General features: G+C 40.0%; 17 protein-coding genes. 5 read left to right on the top strand and 12 right to left on the bottom strand.

All coding sequences use genetic code 11. The features are described 5' to 3' along the window. The first annotated feature begins 167 nt into the window (after window positions 1–167). The gene (sbmA, locus tag OC457_RS09255; protein WP_080173114.1) at window positions 168–1169 is read left to right on the top strand and encodes a peptide antibiotic transporter SbmA; all 1002 of its coding nucleotides are present in this window, start codon (window positions 168–170) and stop codon (window positions 1167–1169) included. Between the two features lie 94 nt (window positions 1170–1263). Here the strand turns inward: sbmA and gspS2 are convergent, their stop codons facing one another. The 10 genes from gspS2 to OC457_RS09205 form a co-directional block, all read right to left on the bottom strand. Further along, window positions 1264–1665, bottom strand: coding sequence for a type II secretion system pilot lipoprotein GspS-beta (gene gspS2 / locus OC457_RS09250; protein ID WP_080173115.1), 402 nt, complete (start codon window positions 1663–1665; stop codon window positions 1264–1266). A 19-nt stretch (window positions 1666–1684) separates the two neighbouring features. After that, entirely contained in the window at window positions 1685–1984 is a 300-nt protein-coding gene (locus OC457_RS09245) for a YciI family protein (RefSeq protein WP_080173116.1), read from the bottom strand. A 176-nt stretch (window positions 1985–2160) separates the two neighbouring features. Then, on the bottom strand, window positions 2161–2562 hold the full coding sequence (gene yciA, locus OC457_RS09240; RefSeq protein WP_080173117.1) for an acyl-CoA thioester hydrolase YciA: 402 nt from the start codon (window positions 2560–2562) through the stop codon (window positions 2161–2163). Between the two features lie 13 nt (window positions 2563–2575). Beyond that, window positions 2576–3115: a septation protein A gene (locus OC457_RS09235; protein WP_080173118.1), complete on the bottom strand. Its 540-nt coding sequence runs from the start codon at window positions 3113–3115 to the stop codon at window positions 2576–2578. Window positions 3116–3264: 149 nt separating this feature from the next. Continuing rightward, window positions 3265–4071 carry a tryptophan synthase subunit alpha gene (gene trpA / locus OC457_RS09230; protein ID WP_080173119.1) on the bottom strand — a complete coding sequence of 269 codons (807 nt, stop codon included), beginning with the start codon at window positions 4069–4071 and terminating at the stop codon, window positions 3265–3267. Further along, window positions 4071–5261 (bottom strand): tryptophan synthase subunit beta, encoded by a 1191-nt coding sequence (trpB, locus tag OC457_RS09225; RefSeq protein WP_080173120.1) that lies wholly within the window; start codon window positions 5259–5261, stop codon window positions 4071–4073. The genes trpA and trpB overlap by 1 nt, the downstream gene beginning before the upstream one ends. Window positions 5262–5263: 2 nt before the next feature. Next, window positions 5264–6664, bottom strand: a complete 1401-nt coding sequence (trpCF, locus tag OC457_RS09220; protein ID WP_080173121.1) for a bifunctional indole-3-glycerol-phosphate synthase TrpC/phosphoribosylanthranilate isomerase TrpF — start codon at window positions 6662–6664, stop codon at window positions 5264–5266. A 2-nt stretch (window positions 6665–6666) separates the two neighbouring features. After that, window positions 6667–7677: an anthranilate phosphoribosyltransferase gene (gene trpD / locus OC457_RS09215; protein ID WP_080173122.1), complete on the bottom strand. Its 1011-nt coding sequence runs from the start codon at window positions 7675–7677 to the stop codon at window positions 6667–6669. 11 nt (window positions 7678–7688) lie between these two features. Further along, window positions 7689–8318, bottom strand: a complete 630-nt coding sequence (locus OC457_RS09210; protein WP_080173123.1) for an aminodeoxychorismate/anthranilate synthase component II — start codon at window positions 8316–8318, stop codon at window positions 7689–7691. A 10-nt stretch (window positions 8319–8328) separates the two neighbouring features. Continuing rightward, on the bottom strand, window positions 8329–9831 hold the full coding sequence (locus OC457_RS09205) for an anthranilate synthase component 1 (RefSeq protein WP_080173330.1): 1503 nt from the start codon (window positions 9829–9831) through the stop codon (window positions 8329–8331). 581 nt (window positions 9832–10412) lie between these two features. On the opposite strand from OC457_RS09205, the gene rnm reads away from it, so the two are divergent. The 3 genes from rnm to rluB all read left to right on the top strand — a co-directional run bounded on the left by rnm (window position 10413) and on the right by rluB (window position 13407). Further along, window positions 10413–11306: an RNase RNM gene (gene rnm / locus OC457_RS09200; protein ID WP_080173124.1), complete on the top strand. Its 894-nt coding sequence runs from the start codon at window positions 10413–10415 to the stop codon at window positions 11304–11306. Continuing rightward, window positions 11303–11923: an L-threonylcarbamoyladenylate synthase gene (locus OC457_RS09195; protein ID WP_080173125.1), complete on the top strand. Its 621-nt coding sequence runs from the start codon at window positions 11303–11305 to the stop codon at window positions 11921–11923. Before rnm ends, OC457_RS09195 begins: the two co-directional genes overlap by 4 nt. A 308-nt stretch (window positions 11924–12231) precedes the next feature. Then, a complete protein-coding gene (gene rluB / locus OC457_RS09190; protein WP_080173126.1) occupies window positions 12232–13407 on the top strand; it encodes a 23S rRNA pseudouridine(2605) synthase RluB in 1176 nt (391 codons plus the stop codon). Between the two features lie 89 nt (window positions 13408–13496). Here rluB and OC457_RS09185 read toward each other — a convergent pair whose 3' ends face one another. Next, window positions 13497–14264 carry a YciK family oxidoreductase gene (locus OC457_RS09185; RefSeq protein ID WP_080173127.1) on the bottom strand — a complete coding sequence of 256 codons (768 nt, stop codon included), beginning with the start codon at window positions 14262–14264 and terminating at the stop codon, window positions 13497–13499. Between the two features lie 264 nt (window positions 14265–14528). On the opposite strand from OC457_RS09185, the gene sohB reads away from it, so the two are divergent. Beyond that, on the top strand, window positions 14529–15590 hold the full coding sequence (gene sohB / locus OC457_RS09180) for a protease SohB (RefSeq protein ID WP_080173128.1): 1062 nt from the start codon (window positions 14529–14531) through the stop codon (window positions 15588–15590). Between the two features lie 56 nt (window positions 15591–15646). Here the strand turns inward: sohB and OC457_RS09175 are convergent, their stop codons facing one another. Then, complete coding sequence (locus tag OC457_RS09175; RefSeq protein ID WP_080173129.1) at window positions 15647–15904, bottom strand: YciN family protein; 258 nt, start codon at window positions 15902–15904, stop codon at window positions 15647–15649. Window positions 15905–16039: the final 135 nt, after the last annotated feature.

Raw genomic sequence — 16039 nt, 5'->3', positions numbered from 1 at the left:
GTAATTTGTTTATTATAATGAATTATATGACCTTTATTGTGGTCACTGTGTTGCGTTTTTGTGTTCGGTGGCAAATACTTGAAATAAGTGATTAACAATAAGGTCTATGGATTCTATTCGTAGTGCAAGGGGTGCACTCAATCCAAATACATTAAGGATGTGTAGTTATGTTTAAATCGTTCTTTCTCGATCGTCGGTGGTTTTTATGGTCGATTGTAGGTAGTGCCATCATTTTATATGTTACTTGGTATAAAGTGCAGATAGACGTAGAAGTGAATGAATGGTTTGGCAGTTTTTATGATCTCATTCAAAAAGCATTAGCTAAGCCCAATGCCGTGACATTTGATGAGTTTTTAGCAGGATGTATTGAGTTCTTCAATATTGTGTCTGTATATATCATTATTGCCGTTATTCTCGATTTCTTTGTTCGTCATTATGTCTTTCGTTGGCGTACTGCAATGAACGATTATTACATGAAGCATTGGGATAAAATTAGCCATATAGAGGGAGCTTCGCAACGGGTTCAAGAAGATACGATGCGTTTTGCGCGTATTGTCGAAAGTCTTGGAGTGAGCTTTATGCGTTCCTTGATGACGTTAGTGGCGTTTTTACCTATTCTGTGGACATTAAGTGAGAATGTTACTGAATTACCATGGATAGGTAGTGTTGATCGGTCGTTAGTCTATTTAGCAATTATCTCGGCATTATTTGGCACCGTATTATTGGCTATTGTTGGTATCCGTTTACCTGGTTTAGAGTTTAAAAATCAAAAAGTAGAAGCGGCTTATCGTAAAGAATTGGTGTTTGGTGAAGATAATCCACAGCGAGCAAAACCAGAAACTGTTAAAGACCTCTTTTTTAATGTTCGCAAAAATTACTTTAATCTTTATCGGCATTATTTATATTTTGATATTGCAAAGTGGTCATATATTCAATATACCGTGATTGTTCCTTACATTGCACTGGGCCCTGCTATTATTTCAGGAGCATTAACCTTGGGTGTATTACAACAAATACTTAGAGCTTTTGGAAAAGTAGAAGAATCATTTCAATTTTTGGTACATTCATGGAGTACGATTGTTGAATTAATGTCGATTTATAAACGGTTACGAGCATTTGAAGTACAGATTAACGATGCGATTGACGTTGAAAGTATACCGGTTGAGTAGCTATAGCTGAATGTAAAAAAAAAGCCCTAACCAGCAATGCTCAATAATATCGAGCAATTCATTGGTTAGGGATTTTTATAATAGACGGTGCCGCTTATTTTAGTGATTCACAATATTCTTCTGAAAGCGTTTGTGAGACTAATTGTCGACCGCTAACATCGCGAATAGTAATTAAATAATTAACCCCATGTTTAAATAAAGGTATTAATTCAGCATTATTACAGTAATTGGTACTGGCCATTTTTATCGCCGCGGTGGGTTTTACGCGCCCATTACCACCATAAATAATATTGATTTTTACCGTATTCTTACTCGCATAGGCTTGAGTTATTTGGTAAGCATCAATTTTTGGATAGGGTGCTTTACTATCAATGGCTGCTGCTCGTGATTGTGCTAGTGATTCTGCAACCATTTGTTGATCATGTGATGCACAGCCACCAAGAATAAATAGACCTAAAGCTGTAACGAGCCATTTTTTTGTTGTCGTTAGGTTCACAAGTTGATCCTGAATATATTTAAGGTAAGACTTTTTTAAATGGTTTTACAATAACATTTGCGTAGACGCCCGCATCAATATACGGATCAGCATTTGCCCATTGTTGTGCTTGTGCTAGCGATTCAAAATCAGCAATAACGGTTGAGCCAGTAAAACCGGCCTCACCTGGATTTTCATTATCAATAGCTGGCATTGGCCCCGCGACTAATAATCGATCTTGTTGTTGAAGTTCTTTTAGACGTGCTAAGTGTTGCTCACGTACGCTCATACGACGTTCTAGACTATTTTCAACATCTTGAGAAAAAATCACATACCACATATCAGGCGTTCCCTATTTAGTTATGGTTTACATCACGAATAACGTTTCGTGTTGTTTTTAGTATGCCACCATACTAACTAAATATTGAGAGTGGACAAGTAGATTTGAGCAAATAATAAAAAGCACCAACCTTAGTCAGTGCTTATTGTTTATTAAGTGCTTTTTATTTACAGCGATTATTGTACGACTTCAATTTTGCGTGGACGACCTTCGCTATTGATTGCGACATAATTAAATGTTGCCTCACAAACGCGATAACGTTCACCAACGCCATCAATAGCTACCGTTTTCACCCAGACCTCAAGACCTACACTCATTGATGTATTACCGATACGTTTACATTCACCGTAGCAACAAACCACATCACCAACACCAACGGGAGCTTTAAACTCTATTTTATCAACAGAAACGGTAACAACTCGGCCGTGAGAGATCTCTTTGGCTAAAATAGCACCAGCTAAATCTAGTTGCGACATGATCCAACCACCAAAAATATCACCATTTGCATTGGTGTCGGCAGGCATCGCTAATGTACGTAGTAGAAGCTGTCCACGAGGGATATTGTTTTCAGTAGTCATCAGTTATACAACTTTATTTATCATCAGGGCTTTTAGGTAAGTGGCGATAAATATAGCCACCCGTAGCGAAGGTAAAGAGTAATGTTAGTGCCAACAAACCAAATACCTTGAAATCCACCCAAACATCAAGCGGGAAATTGAATGCAATATAAATGTTTACAATAGCACAAACAACAAAAAATACCGTCCATGCTAGATTGATACGTAACCAGACGTTCTCAGGCAGAGTCATTTCTTTGCCTAACATCGATTTAATTAATGGCTTATGCATTAATTGGCTAATAAGCAGTGCGAGAGCAAATAGACCATAGATAATCGTTACTTTCCATTTAATGAAATTTTCATCATGTAGAAATAACGTTAAACCACCAAAGATAGCTACCATAGCAAAGGTGATTAGTTGCATTTTTTCTATTTTTTTATAGATAACCCATGTAACGATTAATTGGATTGCTGTTGTGACAATCAACGCGCCTGTTGCGACAAAAATGCCGTTGGTTTTAAATAATACAAAAAAGATCAGTAACGGAATAAATTCTATCAATTGCTTCATTGATGCAAGCTCATTAAAAATAATTAGCCAGAGTATACCTGTTCCAAGCCCTGAATGAAAAAAAGCTACCTAGTTGCACAGGTAGCGATTTATTCTTTGCTCGATCATTAAAGCTATATTGCTAAACCGTATTGCTTAAACCGTATTGATTAATACAGTGTTGCTGATTTCATCGTACGAATAAAAGTGCTTAATTTTTTAAGCATTACGGAATGATCATTGAGGTTGTGTTCAATAATATTAACGACAGCAGAGCCTGAAATTGCTCCAGCAGCACCAGCACTCACCGCCGCTTTAACTTGTTCTGGGGTTGAAATGCCAAATCCAAGTAGTGCCGGAGGCGCACTGTGAGCCTTTAAGTAAGCTAAAAGGGGTTCAATGGGCATTTCTGCTTTTGTTTCAGCCCCTGTGACTCCTGCTCGTGATAGTAGGTAAGTATAACCACCACCAAGTTCTGATACTGTTTTTAGCGTCTCATTATTAGCATTTGGTGGCGCGATAAAAATAGGGTGGATGGCATGTGTTTCTGCTGCCATTCTAAATTCGTGTGAAGCATTTACAGGCACATCAGCAATTAATACTGAATCAACCCCAGCCTCAGCGCAACGACGATAAAAACTATCAATTCCTGCTGCAAACACTAAATTGGCGTACATTAACAATCCGATTGGTAATTCTGGATATTTAGCGCGAATCTTGGTTAACATTTCAAAACAGATAGTTGGGGTAGTTTTTGCTGCAAGAGCACGAATATTGGCACCTTGAATTGTTGGGCCATCAGCCAATGGATCAGAAAAAGGGATTCCTAATTCGAGAGCATCAGCCCCTGCGGCAACTAAGGTGTCGATGATATCCATTGAGCGTTGAGGGGTGGGATCACCAAGAGTAACAAAAGGAACGAAAGCACCTTCATTACGAACACTTAGTTGAGTAAATAGGTTGTGATAACGATCCATTATAAAATTCCTTTTGCCGTTAAAATATCATGCACTGTGAAAATATCTTTATCACCACGCCCAGAAAGGTTAACTACTAATAATTGCTCTTTTTCTGGCTCATCAGCGATCATTTTTAATGCGTAAGCCAATGCATGGGCAGACTCAAGTGCCGGAATAATGCCTTCTTTTCGGGCTAATAGTTGAAATGCTTCTAATGCTTCATCATCGGTAACTGCCCCATATTCTGCGCGACCAGTGGCGTTAAGGTGAGCATGTTGAGGGCCAACAGAAGGAAAGTCTAAACCTGCTGATATGGAGTAAGACTCTTCAACTTGACCATGTTCATCTTGCATTAATGGTGCTTTCATTCCAAAGAAAATGCCGAGCTTACCGTGCTTTAGTGGTGCGCCATGCATGTCGGTATCTAATCCTTTTCCTGCGGGCTCAACGCCAATTAAACGGACATGACTTTCTTCGATAAAATCAGCAAACATGCCAATCGCATTTGAGCCACCACCAACACAGGCAATCACGGCATCAGGCAAGCGGCCTTCTTTTGCGATAATTTGGGTCTTGGTTTCTTCACCAATGATTTTTTGAAATTCACGTACGATAGTTGGGAATGGGTGAGGACCAGCAGCAGTACCTAATAAGTAATGAGCTTTGTCATAGCTAGCTGACCAATCGCGCATTGCTTCATTGCAGGCATCTTTTAAAGTAGATGATCCTGACGTTACTGGAATGACTGTTGCGCCCATTAATTTCATTCTAAAGACATTTGGACTTTGACGTTCAATATCTTTTGCACCCATATAAATACGGCATTTTAACCCGAGTAACGCACAAGCTAATGCTGTTGCCACACCATGTTGACCTGCCCCTGTTTCTGCAATGATTTCAGTTTTACCCATACGTTGCGCAAGTAAAGCTTGGCCTAAAACTTGATTAGTTTTATGTGCACCACCATGGAGTAGATCTTCTCGTTTTAGATAAAGCTTGGTTTTTGTGCCTTGGGTTAAATTTTGGCATAGCGTTAACGCGGTTGGTCGTCCTGCATACTCTTTTAATAACGTTATAAACTGTTGTTGAAATTGTGGATCTTGTTGCGCTTCAATAAAAGCATTCTCAAGTTGATCTAAAGCTGGCACTAGAATTTGAGGGACATATTGACCACCAAATTCACCAAAGTAAGCATTCAATTTACTCATGATTATTTATTGTCCTTAATGTGTTTGATTGCCGCAAAGGCTGCCGCTAATTTATGGGGATCCTTTTTACCTGGTGCACTTTCTACGCCAGAGTTTAAATCTAAGCCGCTAAAACCAAGCGAGGCTGCATGGAGTACATTATCTGGGGTTAGTCCACCAGCAAGTAAGCTGTTTGATCTATTCTCAAGAGTAATTAAAGACCAATCAAAGGTAACCCCTGTACCGCCACATTTTCCTTCAACTTTACTGTCAAACAGATGTTTATCGACTGACCATTGCGAAAGGTCGGGGACGCTATCAGTGATGGAATGGACTTTCCATATCTGGCAGGTAACAGGTAGTTGTTCACGTAATTGTGCAATATATTGTGGTGATTCATTACCGTGTAATTGCACAGCTGTTAAAGCTAAGGTTGCGGCTGTATTAATAACATCTGTTAATGGGCTATTTTGAAATACACCAACAAAATCAAGTGGTACTGATTCAGTAATGGATAATGCTTGGTCGAGATTAATTGCCCGTGGTGATGATGGCACGAAAATTAAACCTCCATACGTTGCTCCTTGCTGGTAAGCATGATGAGCATCTTCATTTGAGGTTAATCCGCAGACCTTATGCTCACCAAACAACACTTTTCGAACCGCTAAATCAAGGTTATCAGCTGCCATTAATGAACTGCCAATTAAAAAACCGTTAGCATAAGGTGAAAGTTCACGTACTTGTTGATGAGTATAAATCCCGGACTCAGAGATGATAATCGTGTCTTTCGGTAAATCAGGCGCGAGCTGTTTGGTTCGATTTAAATCAATACTTAAATCGCGTAAATTACGGTTGTTAATGCCGACGACTTTTGCGTTGAGTTTGATGGCGCGAGTGAGCTCAACATCATTACTCACTTCAGTTAAAATGCCAAGTTGAAGAGATTCAGCGACAGCGGCAAGTGTTTGGTATTGTTCGTCATCAAGTACCGATAGCATCAATAAAATGGCATCAGCTTGATAATGACGCGCCAAATAAACTTGGTAACTATCAATTATAAAGTCTTTACATAATATTGGTTGAGTAACTTGGCTGCGAACTTTGGGTAAAAATGCAATATTCCCCTGAAAATATTTCTCATCAGTTAATACTGAAATAGCGCTGGCATATTGATTATAAACTGCTGCAATATCATCTAAATTAAAGTCTTCTCTGATTAAACCTTTTGATGGTGATGCTTTTTTACATTCGAGAATAAATGCAGGACGATGGTATCCCTGGTGGTCAATATTTGCGAGTGCGTGGTAGAAATCACGATCACTTGGCGTAAGCTGGTGGCGAAAACTGGCGAGGGGCTGTGCTTCTTTTCGTTCATCGACCCAGATTTTTTTATCTGCAATAATTTTAGTCAGTACTGTTTCCATGATTAACCTCGTGCAGCCAATTGTTTAACAAGTTGATAAGCACTGCCTGAGCGCATCGCCGTAATTGCTTGTTGGGTGTTTACTTTAAGATCTTGTTGACCGAAAAGCCGCAATAAGAGTGCAACATTAACCGCAATTGCACTTTCTTGGGCTGGTGTTCCTTTTCCCGTAATAATCTGTTTAATAATGGTACGGTTCTCATTTGGCTCACCACCACGAATAGCTTCTAAGGGATAGCACTGAAGTCCAAAATCAGAGGGGGTGAGGGTATATTCGTTAATAACACCATCAATGATTTCAGCAACATGGGTTTCACCATGTATGGCAACTTCATCAAGCCCACTACCATGTACTACCGCAGCACGTTTTAGTCCCATGGTTGCTAAGGTTTCTGCAATAGGGCGAACCAAAGCGATATCATAAACCCCCATTAATTGAATATTAGGTTTGGCTGGATTAATTAATGGGCCTAAGACATTAAAAATAGTGCGAGTTTGTAATGTTTGTCGTACTGGCATCGCATGACGTACACCACGGTGATATTCCGGTGCAAATAAAAAACAGACGCCAAGATCATCTAATGCTTGGCGTGCTGTTTGAGCTGGCATCGCTAAATTAATTCCAAATTTATCTAATAGATCTGATGATCCTGACTTACTTGAAACGCCACGATTACCATGTTTAGCCACTTTGACCCCACAGGCGGCAGCAACGAAGGCGGCGGTGGTTGAGATGTTGATGGTATTGGCACTATCGCCTCCAGTACCTACAATATCCGCAAAGTCATAATTCGGGCGTGGAAAAGGATTAGCATTTTTAACCAAAGCTTTCGCTGCGCCCGCAATTTCTGCGGGAGTTTCACCTTTGATTTTTAATGCTGTTAATACCGCAGATAATACAATCGGTTCAACTTCACCATTGATGATTGCATCAAAGAGAAGATGGCTTTCTTCTTCGCTCAAGGGGTGTTGGGCATAGAGTTTATCTGCGAGTCTAGAAATAGTAGCGTGCATCATCATCTTCCTTAATGAGTATTTAGATCCGTAGTGGGTGCTTTCATAACCCAAGCCAGAGTGTGAGTAAGTAGTTCTGCGCCTTGAATGGTGAGGATAGATTCAGGGTGAAATTGAAAGCCGCAGACTTTATCGTGTTCATTAACTACTGCCATGACTAAGCCATTTACATCAGCAATTATTTCAAGGTTGGTAGGAACATGGGTTGCAATCAAAGAGTGATAACGGGCGACGGCGAGTGGGCTGGAGAGCTGACCAAAAATAGGGTGTTGGTTATGGGTCATCATCGCGGCTTTACCATGGACTATATCGCCAGCACCAGCGACAGTACCACCATAAGCTTCAACAATCGCTTGATGACCCAGACAAATACCTAATATTGGGACTTTTCCTTTAACTCGTTGAATAAGTTCTGGCATGGATCCCGCGTCCGCTGGTGCGCCTGGGCCCGGTGATAAAACTAAGATCGGGTTATCGTGTTCAAGTAAGGCGTGTTCAATATATTGCGCTGATAAATGATTACGATAAATTGTGACGGGAAAGCCCAAGCTTCGAAATTGATCAACAAGGTTGTATGTAAATGAATCAAAATTATCTAACAGCACAATATGGGCATTATGGTGATTTTTTGTGAATGTCATCTTGTGCTCCTTAACCTTGATGGGCGTGACGAATAGCATTGATTACCGCTTGTGCTTTTGATTTGGTTTCATCCGTTTCAGCTTGTGGTATGGAGTCATAAACCACGCCAGCTCCCGCTTGAACACTTGCGATGTCATTTTCGACATAAGCGGAACGGATCACAATGCAGGTATCCATATCTCCATGGCCAGTTATATAACCGACAGCGCCGCCATAGCTACCACGGCGACGTTGTTCAACCTCACGAATAAGTTGCATGGCTCTAATTTTAGGTGCGCCGGTTAACGTTCCCATGTTCATACAAGCTTGATAAGCGTGTAGGGCATCAAGATCATGGCGCAATTGACCCACGACTCGCGACACTAAATGCATCACATGGCTATAACGATCAACATGTAATAAATCAGCTACGTGGCGGCTTCCTGCTTGGCTAATACGGGCAACATCATTACGGGCTAAATCAACCAGCATCATGTGTTCAGCATTTTCTTTGGTGTCACAGCGAAGTTCTAGTTCGATACGCGTATCAAGGTCGAGATTAATGGAACCATCTTTGTTTTTGCCGCGTTGACGTGTACCTGCAATTGGATAAATTTCAACTTGGTTAGACTGGGTGCAATATTTCAATGCGCTCTCTGGCGAGGCACCAAATAAGGTAAAGTCAGTATCATGCAGATAAAACATATACGGGCTCGGGTTACCAATTTTTAATGCCTTATATGCGTTCAATGGTGAGGGACACGGTAGCTTAAATTGTCGAGAGGGTACGACTTGAAATACATCGCCTCGAATAACAAATTGTTTTAAAGCCGCCACGGTTTGGTTGAAGTCATGATCCGTTATCGTTGGAACAGGAACGCAAGCGGTGATAGCTGGTGCAACAGGTAAGGTTTGAGGTGCAAGACAATGTGCTTTAAGAGTGATTAAGCGCTGCTGAAGATCATCACAAATTGACGGAGTATCATGGTCAAACAGGGTCGCTTGTAAATGGGCTTGTTGATGTTGGTGATCGATAATCAATAATGTCTCAGCAATATAGAAAATATAATCAGGACAGTTATTATCCGCATCAACCTCGGCAAGGGGTTCAAAGTCAGCCACTAAATCATAAGCAAATAAGCCACCAATAAATAATGCATCGCGCGGATGATTTTCAGTATCAAAGACCTGTTGAATCAGTCGTAATGCGTCAAAAGATGAGGTTTGACGTAGGCGAGTGTCTTCATCTAGCGCTTCAACATGGGTTGGAAAATATAAGTGTAAAGTATCAGCGCAGTGGGTGGCTTTAATATCAGATTTGAGATGGTTATTTAGAATAGACAGAATACGTTGGCCATTATGAGACAAAGCCTCTAACACAACCTCTTTACCACGACAGACAATACGTACGGCGGCATCTATTAATAATAAGCTTTTAAGATCTTGTTTAGAATCGACTTCGGCTGATTCTAGTAATAGATGACAAGGGCTATCACCACAGAGTGTAAAATAAGCATCAGTAGGGTCTGCCATATAAGGTACATCAAGGTTAAGCACCTTAATTGGATGATGAATTTTTGGTATCGTGCTACAAATCTGCGATCCAATAGAGTGAGTTGTCACAGCGTTCTCCCTGCCGTTTATACAAATGCGATCCTGCTTTCATTGTTCGATAGTGGCGTAAACTGCGTCTTTGAGCAAGACTAGTTTTTTACTTTTAACGATAATTTTTAACAAAGTGCGTTGCAACGTTTTAATTTAGTCAAATTTATAATAATCAATATATTGGGTTGTTATGAGTAATGTTATTTTGACCTAAAAAAAGCATTCTGTGATAATAGGCTTAAGTAAAAGTTCAGAATGTTACTGTATTTCACTCTTGCCATAACATCGCTTGCCACCCGCAAATAGTCAAGAAAGGCGGTCGTTGTACACTAATTTGCTGTAACATGGCGCAATCCTATTTGTCTGCTGCTATATCTAAGGTTTAGTAAGGTGTAGAGCGGTGAATTGGTTTAAACTAGCTAAAGGTTGTGAGGGAAAAGACCAATATCACTCTTAGTAATTACGTACTAGTAAACTAGTTCATAAAAACAAAGTCAAGAAGTAAAGTTATGTTGTTTGATTTACATTGTCATACTACAGCGTCAGACGGCCGCTTATCGCCGCAAGATCTTGTTCGACGCGCCGTGGATATGCGGGTTGATGTGTTGGCAATTACCGATCACGATACGATTGATGGCCTTGCACAAGCGCATGCCATTATTGAGCAAGAACAATTACCGATTACATTAATTAATGGTATTGAGATATCAACGGTATGGCAAAACTTTGATATTCATATTGTTGGGCTTAATATAGATCCCAATCATCCTGAGTTAATTTCATTTATAAACGCCCAAGCCGAACATCGACTTGAACGTGCAAAAGAGATTGGCGCACGATTAGAAAAAAACAAAATGCCCGGTGCTTTTGAGGGTGCGATGGCATTAGCGGGTGACGCTTCGATTACGCGTGCGCATTTTGCTCGCTGGTTGGTTGAACAAGGTTACGCTAAAACGATGCAAGCGGTGTTTAAGAAATTCTTAACCCGCGGCAATCCCGGCTATGTTCCGCCAAGTTGGTGTTCCATTGCTGATGCGGTTACTGTTATTCACGCCGCTGGTGGCCAAGCCGTTATTGCTCATCCCGGTCGTTACCAAATGACAGCAAAATGGATAAAGCGTTTAATTCAGCACTTTATTGAAGCTAATGGCGACGGCATTGAAGTTGCTCAACCTCAACAAGCACCGCAAGAACGACGTACTTTTGGGGATTACGCCATCCAATATAATTTACTCGCTTCACAAGGATCTGATTTTCATTATCCATCCCCATGGACCGAATTAGGCCGCAATTTGTGGTTACCTAAAGATGTGGTGCCGTTATGGCAGCATTGGACGGTAGAGAAAAAGCGAGTTGAGGTAGAAATAACCCCGGAGTTATCTATCTCAAAGGAGGAAAAATGAGTCAGTTTTTTTATGTACATCCAGAAACACCTCAAACGCGTTTAATTAATCAAGCCGTTGATATTATTAAAAATGGTGGGGTTGTGGTTTATCCTACCGACTCAGGTTATGCTCTGGGTTGTCAAATGGAAAACAAACAAGCGCTAGAGCGTATTTGTCAAATACGACGTTTAAATGATAAGCATAATTTCACATTATTATGCCGTGATTTATCTGAGCTATCGCTTTATACCCGTGTTGATAATATTGCGTTTCGTTTATTGCGAAATAATACTCCAGGTGCTTATACCTTTATCTTTAAAGGTACAAAAGAAGTGCCACGTCGATTGATGAATGCTAAGCGTAAAACGATTGGTATTCGTGTGCCTGATAATAATATTGCTTTGGCATTACTTGAAGCATTAGGCGAACCGATGATGTCGACCAGTTTAATTTTGCCAGGTAAAGAGACCACAGAAGCGGATCCTGATGAGATTCGTGACCAATTAGAGTATGCGGTCGATCTTATTATTCATGGTGGTTATCTTAGTGAGCAACCGACTACTGTTATTGATTTTAGTGACGGTAACATTGAGATTGTCCGCGTTGGTGCTGGTGATATTACGCCGTTTGAATAAAATCGTTTAATTTCCACAGTAAATGTATTGTCGATATATGCATTTTTATAAACGTATCATATTGTTTATGATACGTTTTTTTTATCGCTATTTTTATGGTAAATAATCGCTATATTTGCGATAATAATCGGCTACATATCTGGCATGATAGATAATTGATTATCGCGCTAGAATCCAAATTATTGCTATTCGCATCATTTCCCTTCACTTTCTTTTTTGCACAATTATTGCAGCTATAAAAAGAGAGTAGAGAAGAGGTATTTGATGAGGATTTCGACGCCTGTGAAGGCGACAAAGGTTTGTTTACAATGAGCGAAAAATTACAAAAAGTATTAGCACGAGCAGGTCAAGGTTCACGTCGTGAAATTGAATTAATGATCCAAAATGGTCGTGTTAGTGTTGATGGTGTTGTTGCGACACTTGGCGATCGTCTTGATGATCTTAGCGTTAATGTTCGTATTGACGGTCATAACATTACATTAATTTCGTCTGACGAAGAAATCTGCCGTATTTTGGCATATAACAAGCCGGAAGGTGAGCTATGTACTCGTCATGATCCTGAAGGTCGTCGTACCGTTTTTGATCGTCTACCTCGTCTAACAACAGGCCGTTGGGTTTCTGTTGGTCGTCTAGATGCGAATACATCTGGTCTGTTACTTTTCACTACTGATGGTGAATTAGCTAACCGTTTAATGCACCCAAGTCGTACTGTTGAACGTGAATACATGGTACGTGTATTTGGTGAAGTAAACGAACAAATGATCAAAAATGTCGTTAAAGGCGTTGAGCTAGAAGATGGCATCGCACGCTTTGAAGATGTGGTTTATTCTGGCGGTGAAGGCATGAACCATACTTTCTACGTTATGATCACTGAAGGTCGTAACCGTGAAGTTCGTCGTTTATGGGACTCTCAGGGTGTGACTGTTAGCCGTCTGAAACGTGTTCGTTATGGTGATGTTTACTTAACTAAAGATATGCCTCGTGGTGGTTGGAGCGAGCTTGAATTAAAAGAAGTAAATGAACTGCGTACCGCGGTAGAACTTCCGCCTGAGACTGAAACTGTATTAACAGTTGAAGGTCAAAAGCGTAAAAAAGGTATCCGTCAAATTCGTCGTGCTGTTCGTCGTCATGAAGAGCGTGTAGAAACAACGGGTGGTCGTCGTGGTCGCAATAATGATCGCCGTGCGCCGTCAAGTTCAAGCCGCAATGCTGAAGTTGATTCGCAGCAACAAGAGCAACGTGGTGGACGCGGTCGTACTAAACCAGCACCGACGGGTCGTGATAACGAAAAACCACGTTCAGATCGCGCTAAAGGTAAACCAGTACATATAGCGGGCAAGCCAAAAGATGATGCGAAGAAGCCTTATAATGCATCAGATAAGCCGCAAAATACATCAGGCAAGCGTAAGCCTTCAGGCAATGCGGCAAATCGTCGTAATCCATTAGCAGCGAATAAGCCACAAAAACCACGTACACGTCAGTAGTGTTTACGCACTGCTAATAATGTAATGTGTGATGGCATTATGAATTATAAAAAGCCGATAGTGATATCGGCTTTTTTTATAACTGTTATTTATTGTTCGTTGCTAATACCGGGTTTACGCTTGGGCTGAGCATCAATACATTGTCCAGAGACATGGCGACTTTCAGGTCCCATCAAATATAAATAAAGCGGCATAATCTCTTGGGGTGTTTTTAATAAAAGCGCATCTTCAGCAGGAAAAGCTTGGGCTCGCATACCTGTACGAGTACCGCCAGGATTAATCGCATTGACATTAACAGTTGTATTACTAAGCTCATCAGCAAGTACTTGCATCATGCCTTCAGTTGCAAATTTAGAAATTGCATACGTCCCCCAAAAAGCACGACCACTGTGACCCACTGTTGATGAGGTAAAGATGATACGACCATCAGGTGACTGTTTGATTAACGGCAAAATAGCTTGAGTTAATAATAGTTGCGCTTTAACGTTAACTTGCATCACATCATCAAAAACAGATTCTTCGATATGATCAATAGGACTTAATGCGCCTAACAGACCTGCATTATGTAATACACCATCTAAACGTCCAAATTGTTGTTGAATGGTATTTGCCATATCAAGATAGTGTTGTTTGGTTGCCCCGATTAGATCGAGTGGAATAATTGCAGCTTGCTTACCATTATTTTTTTCTATTTGATCATAAACAGCTTCAAGTTTAGCGATTGTTCTACCTAATAAAATAACCGTAGCACCATGTGCGGCATAGTGAATTGCAGCCTCTTTACCTATACCATCACCCGCCCCAGTAACTAATATTACGCGATCTTTTAAATTGTCTGCAGCAATTTGATAATGCACAGTAGCTTCCTTTTAAAAATGTATTTTTGTTGTTATTTGACTGTTTTTTCGTCGAAGAACGTATCAAGTCTTGAGCTTAGCTGTAATATCGATTACTACTAAAACATATCAAAATTTACATTCTGAGAGAATGTACTTTTATTTGAATATCGTGACGGTGAATTTGATTTATTATAGTAATAAATCGAGCGAATAACGGCGATAATGATTACACATTGATAATAAATTATGGCGCTTTTTGTTGCCAAAAGAGAGGGTTGAATCTTGGAATTTTTGTTTGAGTATGGTTTGTTTTTTGCCAAAATAGCGACAGTTGTTATTGCTATTGTCGGTGTGTTGGTATTAACAAAAGCGTTAAATGGGCGTCACGGTTCTCAAAAAGGTGAACTAGAAGTTACCGATTTGACTGAGCAATATAAAGAGACTGTTGAGCACTTAGAATCACATTTATTTGATAAAGCATTATTAAAAGCACGTGATAAGGCAGAAAAAAAATCAGATAAAGAACAAGATAAAGCACGTCAAAACGAAGTAAAACAAGCGGTGAAAAATGGAAATTTAACCACGATTCGCGATCCTCGTTTATTCGTGATTGATTTTCATGGCAGTATTGATGCACGAGAAGTGTCGTCATTACGCCAAGAAATTAGTGCAATTTTAGCGATTGCAATTGAAGGTGATGAAGTATTGCTACGTTTAGAAACGGGTGGCGGTATGGTACATGCTTATGGTTTGGCATCATCACAGCTTGATCGCCTAAAAGCGGCAGGGATCACACTAACAATTGCTGTTGATAAAGTAGCGGCTAGTGGTGGTTATATGATGGCATGTGTAGCAGATAAAATTGTATCAGCACCGTTTGCAATCGTCGGTTCAATTGGTGTTATTGCACAGTTGCCAAACTTCAGTAAGGTATTGAAGAAAAATGATATTGAGTTTGAACAAATTACAGCAGGTGAGTTTAAGCGTACCTTGACTATGTTTGGTGAAAATTCAGATAAAGCGCGTGAGAAATTCAAAGAAGAAATAGAAGAAACGCATGGTTTATTTAAGCAATTTATTGCGGTTCATCGCCCAGAGCTTGATCTTAATAAAGTTGCAACAGGTGAGCATTGGTTTGGTCAACAAGCACTTGAATTAGGCTTGGTTGATCAAATTAGTACCAGTGATGATTTAATCACAGAAGCATGTAAAGCGCGTGAAGTGTTACAAGTTAAATATGTGCGTCGTAAAAAGTTAATTGAGAAGTTATCAGGTGCTTCAAGTGAAGCTGCTGATACATTATTAATGAAGTGGGTTGCGCGTGGTCAGCGTCCCTTTATGTAATGTAGTAAGATAATTCGTCTTTAAGAAAACCCGCAATGATTGCGGGTTTTTTTGATTTAAACAAGCAGTGTGCTTAGGGTAAATTCTGGCGATAATTTATGAGCTAAAAACTTAAACATATTAAATACAGCGGTCGTTTTAGCCGTTGGTAGACCTTCGTCATCAAGGAAATATTCACCTTTGAAGATCAATACACCATCTTTTTCTGTTACAGATGTTGCACGCATGCCTTCAACGTAATCTTGGTGATCTTGAATGATTTGATTAGCGATCATTAATAGTTCATTGATTGAAATTTCAGCTTTATTAGCCATGATTAATACTCATCGATAGTAGAATGAACACAGTTTAAGTAAGTTGCTGCTAGAAAACAAATAACGGAATTGTTAATTGGTTAATATCTATTCAGATACGAGCGGGAATTAGATTAAAAAGAATCAATATTGTGA

Source organism: Photobacterium toruni (assembly GCF_024529955.1).
Taxonomy (GTDB): Bacteria; Pseudomonadota; Gammaproteobacteria; order Enterobacterales; family Vibrionaceae; genus Photobacterium; species Photobacterium toruni.
This window is presented reverse-complemented; position numbering and strand designations above follow the sequence as displayed.

What these genes read in the sequence shown, in the direction of transcription:
- OC457_RS09210 (WP_080173123.1), bottom strand. Translation starts at nt 8,318, where the DNA reads ATGACATTCACAAAAAATCACCATAATGCCCATATTGTGCTGTTAGAT.
- rnm (WP_080173124.1), top strand. Translation starts at nt 10,413, where the DNA reads ATGTTGTTTGATTTACATTGTCATACTACAGCGTCAGACGGCCGCTTA.
- OC457_RS09175 (WP_080173129.1), bottom strand. Translation starts at nt 15,904, where the DNA reads ATGGCTAATAAAGCTGAAATTTCAATCAATGAACTATTAATGATCGCT.
- trpCF (WP_080173121.1), bottom strand. Translation starts at nt 6,664, where the DNA reads ATGGAAACAGTACTGACTAAAATTATTGCAGATAAAAAAATCTGGGTC.
- rluB (WP_080173126.1), top strand. Translation starts at nt 12,232, where the DNA reads ATGAGCGAAAAATTACAAAAAGTATTAGCACGAGCAGGTCAAGGTTCA.
- trpB (WP_080173120.1), bottom strand. Translation starts at nt 5,261, where the DNA reads ATGAGTAAATTGAATGCTTACTTTGGTGAATTTGGTGGTCAATATGTC.
- OC457_RS09235 (WP_080173118.1), bottom strand. Translation starts at nt 3,115, where the DNA reads ATGAAGCAATTGATAGAATTTATTCCGTTACTGATCTTTTTTGTATTA.
- trpA (WP_080173119.1), bottom strand. Translation starts at nt 4,071, where the DNA reads ATGGATCGTTATCACAACCTATTTACTCAACTAAGTGTTCGTAATGAA.
- OC457_RS09205 (WP_080173330.1), bottom strand. Translation starts at nt 9,831, where the DNA reads ATGGCAGACCCTACTGATGCTTATTTTACACTCTGTGGTGATAGCCCT.
- OC457_RS09195 (WP_080173125.1), top strand. Translation starts at nt 11,303, where the DNA reads ATGAGTCAGTTTTTTTATGTACATCCAGAAACACCTCAAACGCGTTTA.
- OC457_RS09245 (WP_080173116.1), bottom strand. Translation starts at nt 1,984, where the DNA reads ATGTGGTATGTGATTTTTTCTCAAGATGTTGAAAATAGTCTAGAACGT.
- sbmA (WP_080173114.1), top strand. Translation starts at nt 168, where the DNA reads ATGTTTAAATCGTTCTTTCTCGATCGTCGGTGGTTTTTATGGTCGATT.
- yciA (WP_080173117.1), bottom strand. Translation starts at nt 2,562, where the DNA reads ATGACTACTGAAAACAATATCCCTCGTGGACAGCTTCTACTACGTACA.
- trpD (WP_080173122.1), bottom strand. Translation starts at nt 7,677, where the DNA reads ATGCACGCTACTATTTCTAGACTCGCAGATAAACTCTATGCCCAACAC.